The organism is Neobacillus rhizosphaerae (assembly GCF_937468385.1).
In the GTDB taxonomy this organism is placed as follows: domain Bacteria; phylum Bacillota; class Bacilli; order Bacillales; family Cytobacillaceae; genus Neobacillus; species Neobacillus rhizosphaerae.
Map to the genome: position 1 here is coordinate 66,826 of NZ_CALBWS010000004.1, position 16,795 is coordinate 83,620.

17 protein-coding genes are annotated in these 16,795 nt (G+C 44.7%); 1 reads left to right on the plus strand and 16 read right to left on the minus strand.

Going from position 1 to position 16,795, the window contains the following annotated elements:
- Nucleotides 1-110 precede the first annotated feature (110 nt).
- The 9 genes from glyA to spoIIR form a co-directional block, all read right to left on the minus strand.
- Nucleotides 111-1,352, minus strand: a complete 1,242-nt coding sequence (gene glyA / locus M5A78_RS05470; protein ID WP_248734365.1) for a serine hydroxymethyltransferase — start codon at nt 1,350-1,352, stop codon at nt 111-113.
- A 295-nt stretch (nt 1,353-1,647) separates the two neighbouring features.
- A complete protein-coding gene (locus M5A78_RS05475; RefSeq protein ID WP_248734277.1) occupies nt 1,648-2,214 on the minus strand; it encodes a TIGR01440 family protein in 567 nt (188 codons plus the stop codon).
- Between the two features lie 220 nt (nt 2,215-2,434).
- Nucleotides 2,435-2,881 (minus strand): ribose 5-phosphate isomerase B, encoded by a 447-nt coding sequence (rpiB, locus tag M5A78_RS05480; protein ID WP_248734278.1) that lies wholly within the window; start codon nt 2,879-2,881, stop codon nt 2,435-2,437.
- A gap of 117 nt (nt 2,882-2,998) precedes the next feature.
- On the minus strand, nt 2,999-3,439 hold the full coding sequence (locus tag M5A78_RS05485) for a low molecular weight protein arginine phosphatase (RefSeq protein ID WP_248734279.1): 441 nt from the start codon (nt 3,437-3,439) through the stop codon (nt 2,999-3,001).
- Nucleotides 3,440-3,632: 193 nt separating this feature from the next.
- Nucleotides 3,633-5,117, minus strand: a complete 1,485-nt coding sequence (locus tag M5A78_RS05490) for a C39 family peptidase (RefSeq protein ID WP_248734280.1) — start codon at nt 5,115-5,117, stop codon at nt 3,633-3,635.
- Nucleotides 5,118-5,278: 161 nt separating this feature from the next.
- Nucleotides 5,279-5,836 carry a manganese efflux pump MntP gene (locus M5A78_RS05495; protein WP_248734281.1) on the minus strand — a complete coding sequence of 186 codons (558 nt, stop codon included), beginning with the start codon at nt 5,834-5,836 and terminating at the stop codon, nt 5,279-5,281.
- Nucleotides 5,837-6,095: 259 nt separating this feature from the next.
- The gene (locus M5A78_RS05500; RefSeq protein WP_248734282.1) at nt 6,096-7,160 is read right to left on the minus strand and encodes an L-threonylcarbamoyladenylate synthase; all 1,065 of its coding nucleotides are present in this window, start codon (nt 7,158-7,160) and stop codon (nt 6,096-6,098) included.
- Between the two features lie 184 nt (nt 7,161-7,344).
- Nucleotides 7,345-7,791 carry a GNAT family N-acetyltransferase gene (locus tag M5A78_RS05505; protein ID WP_248734283.1) on the minus strand — a complete coding sequence of 149 codons (447 nt, stop codon included), beginning with the start codon at nt 7,789-7,791 and terminating at the stop codon, nt 7,345-7,347.
- Between the two features lie 303 nt (nt 7,792-8,094).
- On the minus strand, nt 8,095-8,943 hold the full coding sequence (gene spoIIR / locus M5A78_RS05510) for a stage II sporulation protein R (RefSeq protein ID WP_248734284.1): 849 nt from the start codon (nt 8,941-8,943) through the stop codon (nt 8,095-8,097).
- Nucleotides 8,944-9,328: 385 nt separating this feature from the next.
- Between spoIIR and M5A78_RS05515 the strand changes: the two genes are divergently transcribed.
- Nucleotides 9,329-9,892, plus strand: coding sequence for a CBO0543 family protein (locus M5A78_RS05515; protein WP_248734285.1), 564 nt, complete (start codon nt 9,329-9,331; stop codon nt 9,890-9,892).
- 163 nt (nt 9,893-10,055) lie between these two features.
- On the opposite strand, the gene prmC is transcribed toward M5A78_RS05515, so the two are convergent.
- From prmC to glpX, 7 genes are all read right to left on the minus strand, one after another.
- Nucleotides 10,056-11,054 carry a peptide chain release factor N(5)-glutamine methyltransferase gene (prmC, locus tag M5A78_RS05520; protein ID WP_319942256.1) on the minus strand — a complete coding sequence of 333 codons (999 nt, stop codon included), beginning with the start codon at nt 11,052-11,054 and terminating at the stop codon, nt 10,056-10,058.
- Entirely contained in the window at nt 11,014-12,087 is a 1,074-nt protein-coding gene (gene prfA, locus M5A78_RS05525) for a peptide chain release factor 1 (RefSeq protein WP_248734287.1), read from the minus strand. Before prfA ends, prmC begins: the two co-directional genes overlap by 41 nt.
- A 226-nt stretch (nt 12,088-12,313) precedes the next feature.
- A complete protein-coding gene (locus tag M5A78_RS05530) occupies nt 12,314-12,784 on the minus strand; it encodes a hypothetical protein (RefSeq protein WP_248734288.1) in 471 nt (156 codons plus the stop codon).
- A gap of 301 nt (nt 12,785-13,085) precedes the next feature.
- Entirely contained in the window at nt 13,086-13,676 is a 591-nt protein-coding gene (locus tag M5A78_RS05535; RefSeq protein ID WP_248734289.1) for a thymidine kinase, read from the minus strand.
- Between the two features lie 117 nt (nt 13,677-13,793).
- Nucleotides 13,794-14,000 carry a 50S ribosomal protein L31 gene (rpmE, locus tag M5A78_RS05540; RefSeq protein WP_248734290.1) on the minus strand — a complete coding sequence of 69 codons (207 nt, stop codon included), beginning with the start codon at nt 13,998-14,000 and terminating at the stop codon, nt 13,794-13,796.
- Between the two features lie 225 nt (nt 14,001-14,225).
- Nucleotides 14,226-15,491 (minus strand): transcription termination factor Rho, encoded by a 1,266-nt coding sequence (rho, locus tag M5A78_RS05545; RefSeq protein WP_248734291.1) that lies wholly within the window; start codon nt 15,489-15,491, stop codon nt 14,226-14,228.
- A gap of 308 nt (nt 15,492-15,799) precedes the next feature.
- Nucleotides 15,800-16,759 (minus strand): class II fructose-bisphosphatase, encoded by a 960-nt coding sequence (glpX, locus tag M5A78_RS05550; protein WP_248734292.1) that lies wholly within the window; start codon nt 16,757-16,759, stop codon nt 15,800-15,802.
- Nucleotides 16,760-16,795: the final 36 nt, after the last annotated feature.

Below are 16,795 nucleotides of genomic sequence, written 5' to 3' on the forward strand. Positions count from 1 at the left end.
TAAATATTTACTCTGATTGCATTCAATGATTCATTTTTTGCAGCGCTCAGCCCCTTTTCCCCCCCCCCAAAAAAAACAGCCCTCTATTAAAAGAGGGCCGATTGCGAAAATTAATATTCCGGATAAAGGGTAAACTTTCCTGTTAATGCTTCAACACGTCCACTTGCTTCGATAAGCTTCGCTTCATCTTCATGATTTTTCAAGGTAAACGCAATAATAGAGGCGATTTCGTCCATTTCCGCTAAACCGAAACCTCGACTTGTGACGGCAGCCGTACCAATGCGGATACCACTTGTCACAAATGGGCTTTGCGGATCGAATGGAATCGTGTTTTTATTAACGGTAATACCAATTTCATCAAGCACCTTTTCGGCTACTTTGCCTGTTAAGCCAAGGTTTTGAACATCCACTAACAGCAAGTGGTTGTCAGTTCCACCGGAGACGAGCTTTAAGCCTTCTTTTTCTAGACTTTCAGCTAAGCGCTTGGCATTGGCGACAATATGACCGGCATATTCTTTAAAGCTTGGCTGCAATGCTTCACCAAACGCAACCGCTTTGGCAGCAATCACATGCATCAGCGGACCGCCTTGAATCCCAGGGAAAATGGATTTATCGATTTTCTTACCATATTCCTCTTTGCAAAGAATCATCCCACCGCGTGGACCGCGCAGTGTTTTATGAGTGGTCGTCGTTACAAAATCAGCATATGGCACTGGATTTTGGTGCAGACCTGCGGCAACCAGTCCAGCGATGTGGGCCATATCCACCATCAGGAAGGCGCCAACTTCATCAGCAATCTCACGGAACTTGGCAAAATCGATTTCCCGTGGGTAAGCGCTGGCACCGGCAACGATTAACTTTGGCTTGTGTTCACGGGCTTTTTCAAGAACCACATCATAATTGATGCGATGGGTCGTTTCGTCGACACCATACTCAACAAAATTATATTGAATGCCACTGAAATTGACCGGACTGCCATGGGTTAAATGCCCGCCGTGCGAAAGGTTCATGCCAAGCACTGTGTCACCTTGCTCGAGGATCGTGAAGTAGACTGCCATATTGGCCTGTGCTCCAGAGTGCGGCTGCACGTTGACATACTCCGCACCGAAAATTTCCTTGGCCCGGTCGCGGGCTAAGTCCTCAACTATATCCACATACTCACAGCCGCCATAGTAGCGGCGACCTGGGTAACCTTCTGCATATTTATTGGTCAAAACAGACCCTTGAGCCTCCATGACCGCTTCACTGACAAAGTTTTCTGAGGCAATTAATTCGATTTTACTGCGCTGACGTCCCAATTCTTTTTGGATCGCTTGAAAAACTTGTTCGTCTGCCTGAGCCAAATGCTTCATGATATTTCCCCCTTTTATGTAAGAAACCACAAACAATTTGAAAATTTCCTCTTCATTTTAGCATGTTTTTCTAGGAAGTAAAAAATTTAATCGCGACAACCAGCGGCTGCTCGGTTATTATCGCCGCAATCACATTTGGAAGCCCTTTGTCCATGGATGTGGTGCTTCATGGATGTTGGTATCTTCTAGATGTGTTGTCTCCTAACCGTGGGTTTCCTAGCCTTGGTGTCTTAGCCTTGGTAGTGGTCCTTTGTATAGCGCCGACACCAAGGACAGTTTGACACCAAATACGGTTTTAAGAACAGCTCGAATTCTCTTTGCTTCGTTCATATACAGCTCTAGCGCCGCCAATCAGTTTTGGCCTGGTTATCGCTAGCGTAACGTGGGCCTGGCCGATGGTTTTTTGCTTGACCCGGATCGGCACGGCCACATGTTTCATGTGCATGCCAATGAAGGTGTGGCCGATGTCAATCCCAGCCTCCGCCTTGACAAACTCCACGACAACGGCATCTGTCAGATGTTCAAAGGCGTAGGTTGCCATTGCCCCGCCCGCCTTTCGGACAGGGACAACGGAAACCTCATCGAATTGTCGTGCTTCGGCAACAGAGCGCTCGACAACAAGCGCCCTGTTTAAGTGCTCACAGCATTGAAACGCTAACTGAATACCCGTTTCCGACTGAAGTTTTTTCAAGCCGTGAAAAATCATTTTGGCCGCGTCGAAGCTGCCCGCGGTTCCAATCCGTTCACCGATAACCTCACTCGTGCTGCAGCCAACAACCAACAGCTGCCCCGGCTTGAACGCGGCCTGCTCCTTGAATTCTGTTAAAATCACTTCTAGTTCCCTTTCCCATTCGTGGATCATAAATAGGCCACACCCTTCCCATAAGGCTGTTTTCGGACAATTAGTAGGTTCGCTAAACTAATCGTTATTTCTCAACAAAAAACAACTGATTTCAGTAAATTCCCTTAAAATGGATGAAGCTATTCGGTCTATACCTGAACGGCTTATTTGTGGAAAACTCTAGTTTCATTACGATTCTTTCTGCGAAAAGGAATCCTTTATTTGCGAATCCAAGACATCGTTAGAGATGCTTTTCCTCATATTCGGTAATTTTGCCCACGCGATTCGCATGACGGCCGCCTTCGAATGTCTCTGTCAGCCAAATTTCAGCAATATCCCTTGCCAGACCAGGGCCGATGACGCGCTCACCCATAGCGAGGATGTTGGAATCATTATGTGCCCTTGTGGCTTTGGCACTAAATGTGTCATGCACTAGGGCGCAGCGAATGCCTTTCACCTTGTTGGCCGCAATGCTCATGCCAATGCCGGTTCCACAAATCAAAATCCCTCTGTCAAACTCACCGCTGGCCACCTTTTCGGCAACAGGCAGCGCATAATCCGGGTAATCCACCGATGTTTCACATTCACAGCCAAAATCGACATATTCAATTTTTAATTCATCCAGTAAATTGGCGATTTCCTTACGAATATGTATACCGCCATGGTCTGATGCTAAAGCTACTTTCATGTAAAAATCCTCCTATTCATTCGTCAATCTTAGTTTAATTTTGACATATCAACCTAAAAATATAAAGATTAATGAAAAATAAAAGCTCTCTTTTTAAAAAGAGAGCCCTGTTTGGCATTATGGCCTTAATTTTTCGATGGCTCTGTTGATTAACTCGCCAAGCTCACGATAGGTTTCTTCATATATCGCCAGGCTCCCACCGTAGGGATCGACCACGTCATGATTGTATTTTTCACCACTGTATTCCTTTAAGGTAAAAACCTTCACTTTTGCCTGAGGGTATTGCTGCTGGATAGCAAACTTGTGGGAGGCTGTCATCGTTAAGATGAGGTCCGCCCATTCAACCTCCACATTGGTCAGCGGGGTGGAATGATGCTGGTGTGAAATTTTATTGTCACCGAGCACCTGCTTAGCATGTGCTGATGCCTCGCTGCCAGTGGCGGCATAGATTCCCGCTGACTTAACCTCGATGCCATCCAGATTTTTATTTTTCAAAATCGCTTCTGCCATTGGACTCCGGCATGTGTTCCCCGTACATACAAACAAAATTCGCTCCATATGGTCCGCCCCCTTTCCTATATTATAAAACAACTTCCACCGATTCAAACCCTTCAAACGCCTGCTTGCCAATTTTTAAAATGGGGCTTGTTTCGAATGATTGGAAAAAAGGCTAATATTCGTTTACCTCTGTCAGGTGGGCGTTTTGCCAAATCGTATGTGACCCGAAAACATTCACTCTAGATCTGGTAATTTACCGATATGTAATCGCCTGCTTACCCATTTGCTCCCAGCCGCGTTTGAAGGCACTTATCTTGACCTTGCGATTTTTCGTTTTCGACAACGGATCATTAAAATAGATATATTGACTGTCATAGCCGGTGATGAGAACACTGTGTTCCTTGTAGGTAATGGAAATTTTTCCAGTAGGCGTGTTCCAAGTCTCCCAATATTGCGATGGCACGGTATCGAACAACACGTTGTTAATCACCCATACAGGTTTACCATTATTGAGGTGCTTATAAATTTCTTCAAAATTACTTCCGGTAAAATTGACGACACGATTGGGCAGATACTTTTCAGCCAGTTCAGCGATTGGCCCGTGGTAAACACCGATGCCCGGTTTATTAAAGGTATACATATCGCCAACAAAGCCTGAATACGGATTGCCAAAATTTACTTGTCCATTTATTTTTGTAAAAGGTGTTGGATCCTTCTGCACCTGGGATGCCAACGTCATTTTGTTCGCCTGCACGCCTGCCTTAAGAAGCATCATTGCGAGTGAGGTGACTTCACAGCCGCGCGGAAGCTCTGGCATTTGCGCTATGAGCGGGGAATCGAGCTGAACGGTTGACACAGCACCGCCGCCGCCAAGGTAAAACCAATCCCTGCCGCTTTGAATCCAGCCTTTTTTCATGGAGCCGTCTGTTTGAAGGAAATACCATTTTACGCCATCAAGCACCCAGCCGGTGGCCATAACGCCGCTTTGATTGAGGTAATACCATTTGCCCCCATTATATAACCAGCCGGTCTGCATCACACCACTGCGATTAAGATAATACCAACGATTGGAGATTTTCACCCAGCCGATTTGCATGGTGCCGGAACCATTGAGGTAATACCACTTGCCACCATCTAATACCCAGCCGGTAGCCATTGCTCCGCTTTCAGTAAGAAAATACCATTTCCAGCTGTCGTACAGCCAACCAGTCTTCATTGCTCCACTATTTTTTAAAAAATACCACTTGCCATTATCAAATAACCAGCCTGTTTTCATGACACCGTTTTGATCAAGAAAATAACGGCTACCATTATCGGTAATCCAGCCCGTTTGTTTTTCGCCATCAGGACCGTAATAATACCTTTTGCCGCCATCCTGGATCCAGCCTGTTGCCACCACGGTTACTTCGATTGAATATGTATGCTCCGCCCCGTCATCCGCTGTTATTTTGAGGATGGTGTTTGCAGGCTGTTTCTCAATCGCCACTTCAAACGCTCCATCACTATCCGCCTGTGTGGAATTGAGGAGTCCTGCTTTATTTTCTACCTTGATAGCCGCATTCGCGAAGGATTTCCCTCTGATTGCCAAGGTTTGGTCGGTGACTTTTTCTAGTATTTGAATGGCTGATTCACCATTTGCCCCTGTTGTTGTTGTTGCTGCCATTGCTAGTGTCGGAAAAATAGATTGTGAGATTAGGAGTAATGATAAGCATAGCGTAATCCATAATTTTCGTTGCATCAAGTTAACCTCCCTAGTATCAAATTTAATAGATTAGTATGTTAAAAATTTACCAATTACTATACTATCATATTTTACCAGGGAATATTAACTAATTACCCCATAATTTTGGAAATTCCAACTTGAATGGGGCGGGCAGCAAGATATATTTAATGTCCTCCTTACCAGAAGGCTATGAGCAGCTTTATTCCAAAAGCTAGTAAAATCGCGCCGCCTAGTGCCTCGCTATAGGTGCCAATCCAGCTCTGCACCTTTCTTCCGAGCAGTAACCCAGCCCACGTTAGTATCGTGGCAACAATTCCAAAGCATAAAATAACCATAACGGTTTTCGCACCGTATATCCCTAAGGTTAGGCCAATGGAAAAACTATCAAGGCTCACACTCAATGCAAACAGCAGTAAGCCGAAGCCAATCGGCGTAATGACTTTTTCATCCCCCTTTTTCAGGGTCGACCAAACCATTTGGCCTCCTAACACGATTAACAGCAAACCGCCGATAAAGGAGGCAAAGACGCCAAACTTTTCTGATAAAAATTTACCGGCAAATAGGCCAACGAGTGGCATCCACACATGGAATAATCCAATCGTAATTCCGATATTAAAGATTTTCCGCAGCCGTAGCTTGTACATCCCCATGCCTAGCCCAACCGAGAAAGCATCCATCCCCAGTGCAAATGCCATTATTATCAGTGTAATTACCTCGCTAACCATTTCTGACATCCTGTTTCCGCCCCCTTGGACTAACTAACCTAAGCATATGCACGTCCTAAGCGTTTTAGAAGCTATTATGGGGAAATGACAGGCACTTGTAGCGCTGTTCAGCAAAAAACACCAGCCCCAAAATATCGAGGGGGCTGGTGCTTTTTCACTGATCATCCTATTCCCAGCTACTTTCTGGAATCGGGGCTTTTTCACTGATCATCCTATTCCCGGCTGCTTTCTGGAGTCGGGGCTTTTTCACTGATCATCCTATTCCCGGCTACATTTCTGGAGTCGGGGCTTTTTCACTGATCATCCTATTCCCAGCTGCTTTCTGAAGTCGGTTCATAATCGCATGTCCGACACCCGTACCTGGGAACATTTCACTAAAAATAATATCAACATTTTCTTGGTTGAACCTGCGTAATGTTTCATAGAGCGCGGCAGCAACTGACTCAAGCTCCGCCCTTCTGCCGCACGCCAGCACAAGATCGGCCTGATACGCCTCAACCTGTTCTTCCGTCGTCAGTACCCCGACCCGCAACCCTTCCTGCTGCTTTTCTTCTACTAAATGTTGTAGAAATCTACTGGTGCCTGACACCATAAATAGCGGTGCATTTGGGGCGTAGTGGCGGTATTTCATGCCAGGTGCTTTAGGTCGTGCTTCATCGTCCGTTAATGCTGGGTCGACGCCGACATAACCAATCACGACTTCGAGCTGCTCTTTCGTAACCCCGCCTGGTCTCAAAATTACCGGTATCTCCTCCGTGCAATCAACAACCGTTGATTCGACGCCAACACCAGTCGAACCGCCATCAAGCACCCCGGCAATTTTCCCATTTAGATCATCGATTACATGCTCCGCCTTCGTCGGGCTCGGTTTACCTGAGCTATTGGCACTTGGCGCCGCAACGGGGAGCCCGCATTTTTTCAACAGAGCCAGGGCAACGGGGTGGTCTGGCATCCTCACTGCAACCGTGGACAGGCCTGCCGTTGCCTTTTCCGACAGAACACCATCCTTCTTGTTAAAAATAATTGTTAGTGGTCCCGGCCAGAACTTATCCATTAACACCTCAGCCTTAGCAGGAATCTCCGTGACAAAGCGGTTCAGCTGTACTTTTTCCGCAATGTGAATGATTAGCGGATTATCTCCAGGCCTCCCCTTTGCCGCAAAAATCTTCGCCACAGCTGCGTCACTTTCGGCGTTTCCTCCCAATCCATAAACCGTCTCCGTCGGCAGGGCGACCACTTCGTTTTCTCGTATTAGATGTGCTGCATCCACAACATGTGGATTACTTTCTAAATTATCCACATACTTATCCACTTTCCAGACTTTTGTGTTCATTCTTATCCACCTTTATAGCAAATGAGTCCTTTATCGAAATTTGGCGAATATAGTCGCCTTGACCCATATTTTTTACTCGATACGTTTGAAAGTATAAAAGAAGGTAGGCTTAAAAACAAGTTTTATCCACAATTTGTGCATAACTTTCCAGAAAAAGTGGATAACTTTGTCGATATATCCACAATTAAATAGATAACTTTAAAAATAACGAGTTATCCACATTTAAAACGTGGCGAATATGTTCTAAGTGATAAAATGGTGACGGCAGATCTCCACGGCCAATTCGCTGGAACCCTAGTAAATCAAAAAGCGTCAGGGCCGCCCTTTTATTTGTAGCTAAATATATACTTTTCATTCCTCTTTCATTCGCTAATTGCACCATATAATCAAAAAGAACAAAGATTTCCTTTTCAGCTTGTCCCGGCGAAACAACCAGTGAGCGCAACAGCCCAAAATCCTCGATTACCTCCATGCCAAGGGTTCCCTTCAAGGAACCGTCCACATCCTCAAGCAGCAAAAAATAACCGACGGTTTCATCCGTTAGTCCATCCGTCCCAAGGTTCGCTCTTGCAAGAAACTCTCGTAAGCAGGGTAAATCTTCCTTATTAGCCTTGCGAATCAATACCTGCATCCCATCCACCTCTTTTTAAGATTCTACTCTATGAATATGAAAAAGTAGGTAAAATAGAACAGACAGAATTCGGAATCTAGTAAAATTTTTTTACTAAACCATACTCCCAACTCAATAAGAGAAAAAAGCCTGTTTTGAGTCGTAAACCAACCAACATATTAAAGGCTGGGTGCGTGAAGCCTAACCAACATGTAGCACAGACTACCTAAGTTTTTTTAAATCCAACTTAAGGTATTATTAAAATAATTGGAGCAGCTTCGCCCCCGTTTCCACAAAAAGGCCAGCCCCACGCTCGGAACTGGCTTAATTAAAAAGCTTCTCCCACATTTCGACGACAAAGAATTTCACTTTCACGGGTTCCTCATCTGCTGCGGTATAAACAGGTGCTTGCTTTTGTTTCTTATCGTGCTTTTTTGCTGTTTTTTCTAAAGCAGGTTCTTTTGTGACTTTTGACTTTTCATCTGATATTTCAACCGCCCTTTCCTTATCAAAGGAAACTGACTCTTTCGTTGGCTCTTCCTGGGGCTCTTTTGCGACAACTTCCTCATCCACCGAATTAGGTACTTGTTCCACCCTTTCAGAGGATTTTTCCTCTTTTTCAGGGGCTTTCGCTGCAGCCTTTTGTTTTTCGTCGAATCCATTGCTAACTGCAACACCATTTGAAAAATCGAGGAAGCATAACGGCGGGTATAACACGCACCACCAATTTGCTCCTTCTCCGCTTCCAAGCGTAATCAAAATCGCTTGGTACTCCCCTGCTGGATATAAATACTGACCATATAGCTTCGTCGGAAACTGAACCTTGCCAAATTCCACTTTCACCGACTGAGCTGAGGCTTGCTCACGGACAACTTTTTCCGCAATCGCTTGAATCTCCGGTAGCTTCGCCTTGATGAGCGTTCTTGCTTTTTCCATCGAGGTTAAATCCTGCACCCACAGGGTAATCTGAGCATTAACCGCATCGCGCACCTTCCGCTTGATTGCCTGATCCGCTTCAAAATCACTATTGGCAAGAATCCTGAGGCGAATTGCCTCCCCTGGAATGACAATCGATTCCTTCTGCGCCGCTTCCGTTTTTGGCATATATAAACTCAACATCGTTCCCAATGATAAAACCACTAAATAAGCCCAAACTACGATTTTGCTTCTCATTCTAGCACCGTCCCTTCGCTATCTACATTGTGGACAAAATGCCAGTATCTTAAACTAGTAATTTTTAATATTTTTGCGGGAGAATAAAAGTGATAACTCAATGGTTTCAGACGAATTGGGGATAAGAACATGATTCATTATGGTTTTGTCTTTTTAAATGGAGCGCACCCAATTGGTTTTTATCAATCATTCCTCTTAACATTTTCGACCACGTAGTCCTATATCCTCCAAATATAAAAAATATTAATAAATGGAAGCAAAATTGCAAAAGATTAACTATAGAAAAACTTCCAAAATCCTGAAGGTATAAAACATTCATTTTATTTTTTATATAGACAACAACTTTCATGCAACATCATTTTGTTATAAGGGGTTGGATTGAAGAATGGCATTTATGGAAGGCATAGAACAATCAAGAAAAGGCGCGGAAATGATTATCAAAGGAAATAAGATCATGGCTGAAGCAGTTGTTAATAACTTTCTATTTACCTGGCAATGGTGGTTCGGGATTGGATTATTTGTTGTTCCATGGATTATTTGGCTGCTGTTTAGAAAAAAGGACAGTACAGGAAGGCTACTTATCGGAGGGTTGATAACCATTATTTTATCACTTGTTATTGACCTTATTGCGCTTTCACTAGGATTATGGCGCTATCCAATGAAATTTTCACCTGTTGCCCCAATGTTATTGCTTCCTTATCACTTTTCGTTAGTCCCAGTGTCTATTATGTTTGTGATTCAAATAAGGCCAAAAGTAAATATACTTTTTAAAGGTGTTATATTTGCAATGTTAGCTGCTTACGGGGCTATGAAATTTTTTGTATTGATTCATTTTTACGATCCAAAAAATTGGTTGTCCATTTATGACTTTTGTATTTACTTATTTCTATTCTTTGTGGCTTATTGGTTCAGTAAGATCGATAGTTATAAATCTATATCTGAACAATAATCATTTTACGGAAAATATGAAACACACATGATTTGTTGACGCACACCACTAGAAGAAAATTTCTTCTATTTTCACAGAAAATGTGCTTCTGTCGTGATTATGCTCATGGGGCCTTCCTTTGTACACTTATACTTTCTTATTAGCTGGAAAAGGCTTCGGGTAGTTACATCCTGAAGCCAATTTCCGCAAACACCATCCGGTCCTTGCCATTGATATCATTGACAATTTCAACCTTTATATTCGCAAATGCTTTTTGAAAAAGCTCCGCTACCGCTTCGCCTTGACCAGCCCCAATTTCGAAACATACAAGTGCTCTAGGCGCCAGTACCTGCGGTAGCTCAATCATAAAACGTCGGTAAAAATCTAAGCCGTCCTCTCCAGCAAAAAGGGCCTGGTGCGGCTCGTGCTCCGTGACCACCTCAGACATCGAAGTGATGTCACCGAGAGGGATATACGGCGGATTGGACACGACCACATCAAGCTTTACCCCGCTGTCAACAAACGGTCGCAGCAAATCCCCCTGGACAAAAGTAACATCCGCCCCAAGCTCCACAGCATTCTCCTTCGCAACAGCAAGAGAATCCGCAGAAATATCGGTGCCTGACACCACCAATGTACATTTGTCCTCCCCTGACGGACAGTCGGTGCCTGACACCATCCGTGTACATTTGTCCTCCCTTGGTGGACAATTGGTGCCTGACACCCGCAGTGTTTCCTCTTCAAGCTTTAAAGTAATCGCGATGGCACCGCTACCTGTGCCGATGTCTGCGAGCTGGATTTCCTCGTATCCGGTGAATAGCCGTTTCATCCGTTCGAGCGTCCCGTATATGAGCTCCTCTGTTTCCGGGCGGGGAATTAGCACCGCTTCATTGACCATAAAGGTTCGGCCGTAAAACTCCTCCGTGCCGATGATATATTGAATCGGTACGCCCTGAACATGTTCATGGACAGCCTTCGCATAGGCCTCCCAAACCGACAGCGGTAAATCCTCACGTAAATTCGCAAACAGCTGGGATCGCGTCATCTCAGTGAAATGCCTTAGCAGCAGCTCTCCAGCATTTTCATCTCTATTCGCTTGGATTAAAAAAGAAGAAGCCCATTTCAGAGCTTCGAACACTTTTTTACTCATTTGAGGCACTTTCCAGTCTTCTCGCTTGGTCATCAAGAATCAATGCATCAATCACTTCATCAAGCTTACCTTCCAGCACTTGGTCGAGCTTTTGAATCGTTAAGCCAATCCGGTGGTCCGTTACCCGGTTTTGCGGGAAATTGTATGTCCGAATCCGTTCCGAGCGGTCACCAGTGCCAACCGCTGATTTACGGACTTGGTCATATTCTGCCTGTGCTTCCTGTTGAAACTTATCATAGACACGAGCACGTAATACCTTCATCGCTTTGTCTTTGTTTTTATGCTGCGATTTTTCATCCTGACACGATACCACGATTCCCGTTGGAATGTGCGTTAAACGAACAGCTGACATTGTCGTATTAACGGACTGTCCACCGGCACCACTAGAGGCAAACGCATCAAAGCGGATATCTTTGTCGTGAATTTCAATTTCCACTTCTTCCGCTTCCGGCAGGCAGGCAACCGTCGCTGTAGACGTGTGAATCCGACCGCCTGATTCCGTTTCCGGTACACGCTGCACCCGATGGGCGCCATTCTCATACTTCAATTTTGAATAAGCACCGGCACCATTGATCATAAAAATGATTTCCTTAAAGCCGCCGAGACCTGTCGGATTGGCATCAATTACATCTGTTTTCCAGCCCTGTGCTTCCGCAAAACGGCTGTACATACGGTAAAGAGTGCCAGCAAATAGCGCCGCTTCATCGCCCCCTGCTGCACCACGGATTTCAAAGATAACGTTCTTGTCATCGTTTGGATCCTTTGGAATCAAAAGAATCTTCATGCGCGCTTCTAATTCCTCTATTTGTGCTTCCAGCTCGTTTACCTCTTCCTTCACCATTTCACGCATATCAGCATCTAGCTTCTCATCAAGCATGACCTTGGCATCGTGAAGTTGTTCGCGCGCTTCTTTGTATTGGCGGTAGGTCTGTACAGTCTCTTGTATATCAGCTTGTTCTTTTGAATATTCACGAAGTTTTTTTGTATCATTAATAATTTCCGGATCGCTCAAAAGTTCATTCAACTTTTCGTAACGATCCTCTACAGATTGAAGACGATCAAACAAGTGTATTCACCTCAATTTTAGTCCATAACAGTCTAATTATAGTATAGGTAAAAAGCGCAGTCAAAACCAAATTACAGGGAGAAATTTTTATTCGTCGTTTTTTTAAAAATGAATAGCAGTTTATATGCGGCTAAACATGTAAAATTAGGTTCATTTTTCAAAGATAAACCCTCTACTCACGGCTAAAAAAATCGCGCAAAAAAACATGCCCTAGTATCAGAGCATGCTATCTTCTATCTTCCTTCACTCTTACTTCAATTTGATACCGTGGCAGCGCCTGCATTAATTTCCGATGGAGGCTGGCTTCGGCATTGATTCTTTCCTGATTAGAAAGCATCCCTTTTTTATAAACAGAGACCCACATCCGGTTACCATTTATCCAGACAGAATCGGTAACAAACTCATTCATATCCGCAATGACCTGCTTTGCTTTGTTCGTATCGTTACCATAATTTCCAGCGCCAGCCTCTCCGCCACTTCCCGTTTGCTCCAGGTCAAGGAAGTTCGGATTTTGATTGGTAATATCATCTTCCACTAAGTGCTGCTGGTTTTTACCACGGTTGGACATATAGTTAGTCTTTGATTGGTCTGTCCGCAAATCATACCCTGCGTCATTAGCCGCGTTCCGATTACTCTGGCATCCACTTAAGATAAACACGAGAACAACCGAGAAAACTATCCATTTTTTCAGCATCATTCACCTCCCCATTACTATCATGCCCATGGGAAAGTTGAACTTGCTTAGTGAAATCCTTCCAAAACTGTCTTACGTGCAGAATTTTATCCCTTTTTTAGATAATTTCGCTAAACTCAACCGGCCATTCTGCAAATTATTATATTTATTCTGCGTCTTTTTGATTTTATTCCGCTGATTCCCCACATAATTCCGCCGAAAGGGACAATTATTCCGCCAAACGGAAATTTCAACAAAAAAACTGCCTGAGAATCCAACTCTCAGACAGTGTTTATGGTGTCAGGCACCACAAAAGGGCACCACGCTACCGAACTGGAATTGCTTTTGGTACTTCGTGGTGGTGACGGCAGCGAGGCTCGTACGCTTCTGAGGCGCCGACTAGGATGACTGGGTCATGATAGGATGCTGGGCGGCCGTCGATTAGGCGCTGGGTACGGCTTGATGGTGAACCACAGACCGTGCAGACAGCTTGAAGCTTCGTCACGGATTCAGCAACCGCCATTAAGGCGGGCATTTGTCCGAACGGCTCGCCGCGGAAATCCATGTCAAGACCGGCACAAACGACGCGGTGGCCGCTGTCTGCCAACTGTTGGACCACCCTGACAATGCCTTCATCAAAAAACTGAACCTCATCAATTGCAATGATATCCATATCCGCTTCGACATGATGAAGAATCTCTATAGAATGGGAAATTGGTATCGCATGAAAAGAAGAGCCGTTATGGGAGACTACAGACTGTTCGTGATAGCGATTATCAATTTTCGGCTTAAACACAGCTATTTTTTGTTTCGCAAATTGAGCCCGTCTGACGCGACGAATCAATTCCTCCGATTTTCCAGAAAACATACTGCCACAGATAACCTCAACCCATCCGCTTTGCTTCATTAAATACATAAACGGCCTCTCCTTCCAATAAACGAACCATGTAAACTGTTATTATATGTTAATTTATCAATTTTGCACAATAAAAAACAGGCAAGTTGATGTTTCCTCTTGCCTGTTCCTGAGCAATTATTGTTGCTTAAGGCCGTATTTTTTGTTGAAACGGTCAACACGTCCGCCGGCTTCAGCGAATTTTTGGCGACCAGTATAGAATGGATGACATTCTGAACAAGTTTCAACGCGAATTTCTTTTTTCACTGAACCAGTTTCAAAAGTGTTTCCGCATGCACATGTCACCGTTATTGTTTTATAATTTGGATGAATTCCTGCTTTCATTCTTTTCATCTCCTTCCGCCCTGAATCTTTCGAAACAGAGTTATCTAAAGTGCTTGTCTAAAACAGGCACCTGAAATACTTAAAACACACTGCAACCATTATAACAAGGGTCACTTGCTTTTGCAAGTTGGGATTTTTAGGTATAAGCATTTATTTTTAAAAAATTTAGCCCGCTACCCTTGGACCAAAGTGCCCTTTTTCATAAGGTTCTGCACCTTGCAGTACCTACGAGCGGCGGGTCTTTAATTCCTCACCTAGCTGCGCGAAAAATTCTTCGTTTGACTTGGTCTGTCTTAATTTTTTCAAGAAGCGTTCGGCAAAGTCAGGCGAATCTGACATCGACTTCCGAATCGCCCATAATTTATCCAAATGATCCTTCGGAATGAGCAATTCTTCCTTACGCGTTCCGGAACGGCGGATATCAAGCGCAGGGAAAATCCGACGCTCGGCAAGCTGGCGATCCAGGTGCAATTCCATATTGCCTGTCCCTTTAAATTCCTCATAAATGACATCGTCCATCCGCGAACCAGTATCAACTAATGCCGTTGCGAGGATCGTCAAGCTGCCGCCCTCTTCAATATTCCGGGCCGCTCCGAAGAATCGTTTCGGACGGTGGAAAGCTGCCGGATCAATCCCCCCGGAAAGTGTCCGGCCGCTCGGCGGAATCACAAGGTTATACGCACGGGCCAAACGAGTAATGCTATCCATCAAAATAACAACATCGCGCTTGTGCTCGACTAAACGCATCGCCCGGTCAAGCACGAGCTCAGCAACTTTAATATGATTTTCAGGCACTTCATCAAACGTTGAGCTGACGACATCGCCGGCTACAGACCGTTCAATATCGGTCACTTCTTCGGGACGTTCATCGATCAAGAGCACGATTAATTCCACTTCTGGGTGGTTGGTGGTAATGCTGTTCGCAATTTCTTTTAACAGCATCGTTTTACCTGCTTTTGGTGGTGCGACAATTAACCCACGTTGGCCAAAACCGACCGGTGCGATAACATCCATTATCCGGGTTGAAAGATGTTTTTGAGTGGTCTCAAGCTTCATTTTTCGATTTGGATATAGAGCGGTTAATGCCGGGAAGTAGACGCGTTCTTTGGCCGATTCAGGATCTTCGCCATTCACCGCTTCTACATGCAGAAGACCGTAATAACGTTCATTTTCCTTTGGCGGACGAACTTTACCAGAAACCTTGTCCCCATTACGAAGATCAAAGCGACGGATTTGCGAGGCCGAAATATATATATCTTCTGAACTTGGCGAGTAGTTAATTGGACGTAGAAATCCGAACCCTTCCGATTGGATGATTTCGAGAACGCCTTCCATGAAAAAATAACCCTGCTGCTCAGCACGAGATTTTAATATCGCAAAAATTAATTCTTTTTTCGTTAATTTGCTGTAATAGGTCACTTTAAATTCACGAGCGAGTTCATAAAGTTCCTTCAGCTTCATATTTTCTAAACTTGAAATTGTTAAGTCCATTTGTACACCACACTTTTAAATTTTTCCATCAAATCCGCGTGTCGGCAGCCAGCGGAAAATCCAACTTTTGATAGTAATAAAGAGATTAGAGGAATTGGAATAGAAGTAGAAAAGAAATGAATAGATTTGCAGAAAAAATGCATAATAAAAACAACTACTATTTTACCCCTTGAGCAAAAAATTAATCAACTAAATTTTTTAAAAATCATCACTTGGAAATTTTTCCTGGAAGGGATTCCTCTTGGAGATCACGGAGTTTCTCTATTTTGTTGGTGCCTGACACCATTGGGAGTCAGGCACCACACCACCTATAATACCAAATTCGGTTTCTTTTTCAAACTGTGACGACCTTCGATGAAGCGGACGGTTCCTGATTTGGCGCGCATGACGACTGAGTGGGTTGAACCATAGGCTCCTTTAAATTGAACCCCGCGCAGTAATTCTCCATCGGTCACACCGGTTGCAGCAAAAATGGCGTCGTCGCCCTTCACAAGGTCCTCCATGCGGAGCACGCGATTGACATCTAAGCCCATTTTCATACAGCGCTCAATCTCAGCATCATTTTGCGGTAATAGTCTCCCCATGATTTCACCGCCGAGACATTTCAAGGCAACAGCTGCTAGGACACCCTCAGGGGCACCGCCGGAACCAAAAAGAATGTCGACACCAGTGTTATCGAAAGCCGTGTTAATCGCACCTGCGACGTCACCGTCGTTAATCAACTTAATCCGTGCTCCGGCTTCACGAAGCTGGGCAATGATATGTTCATGACGCGGACGGTTTAAGACAGTCGCGACCACATCCTCGATATCTTTATTTTTCGCTTTGGCCACCGCTTTAAGGTTGTCCAAAACGGAGGCATTGATATCGACAAGTCCGACTGCTTCAGGACCGACAGCGATTTTTTCCATATACATATCCGGGGCATGGAGCAGATTTCCATGGTCAGCAACCGCCAAAACAGCTAAGGCATTCCAGCCGCCGGATGCTAAAATATTGGTGCCTTCTAGCGGGTCAACGGCGACATCGACGCGCGGGCCATAGCCCGTACCGAGCTTTTCGCCAATATAAAGCATAGGTGCCTCGTCCATTTCTCCCTCACCAATGACAACAGTACCTTTCATCGGAACGGTGTCAAACACATCGCGCATCGCTGAAGTGGCAGCACCGTCGGCTTCATCCTTTTTGCCGCGTCCCATCCAACGAGCTGATGCAAGGGCAGCTCCTTCAGTAACGCGGACAAGCTCCATTGTTAAACTTCTCTCCATTATTCTCCAACTCCTGTTTTCTCTTTTGCAACCTTC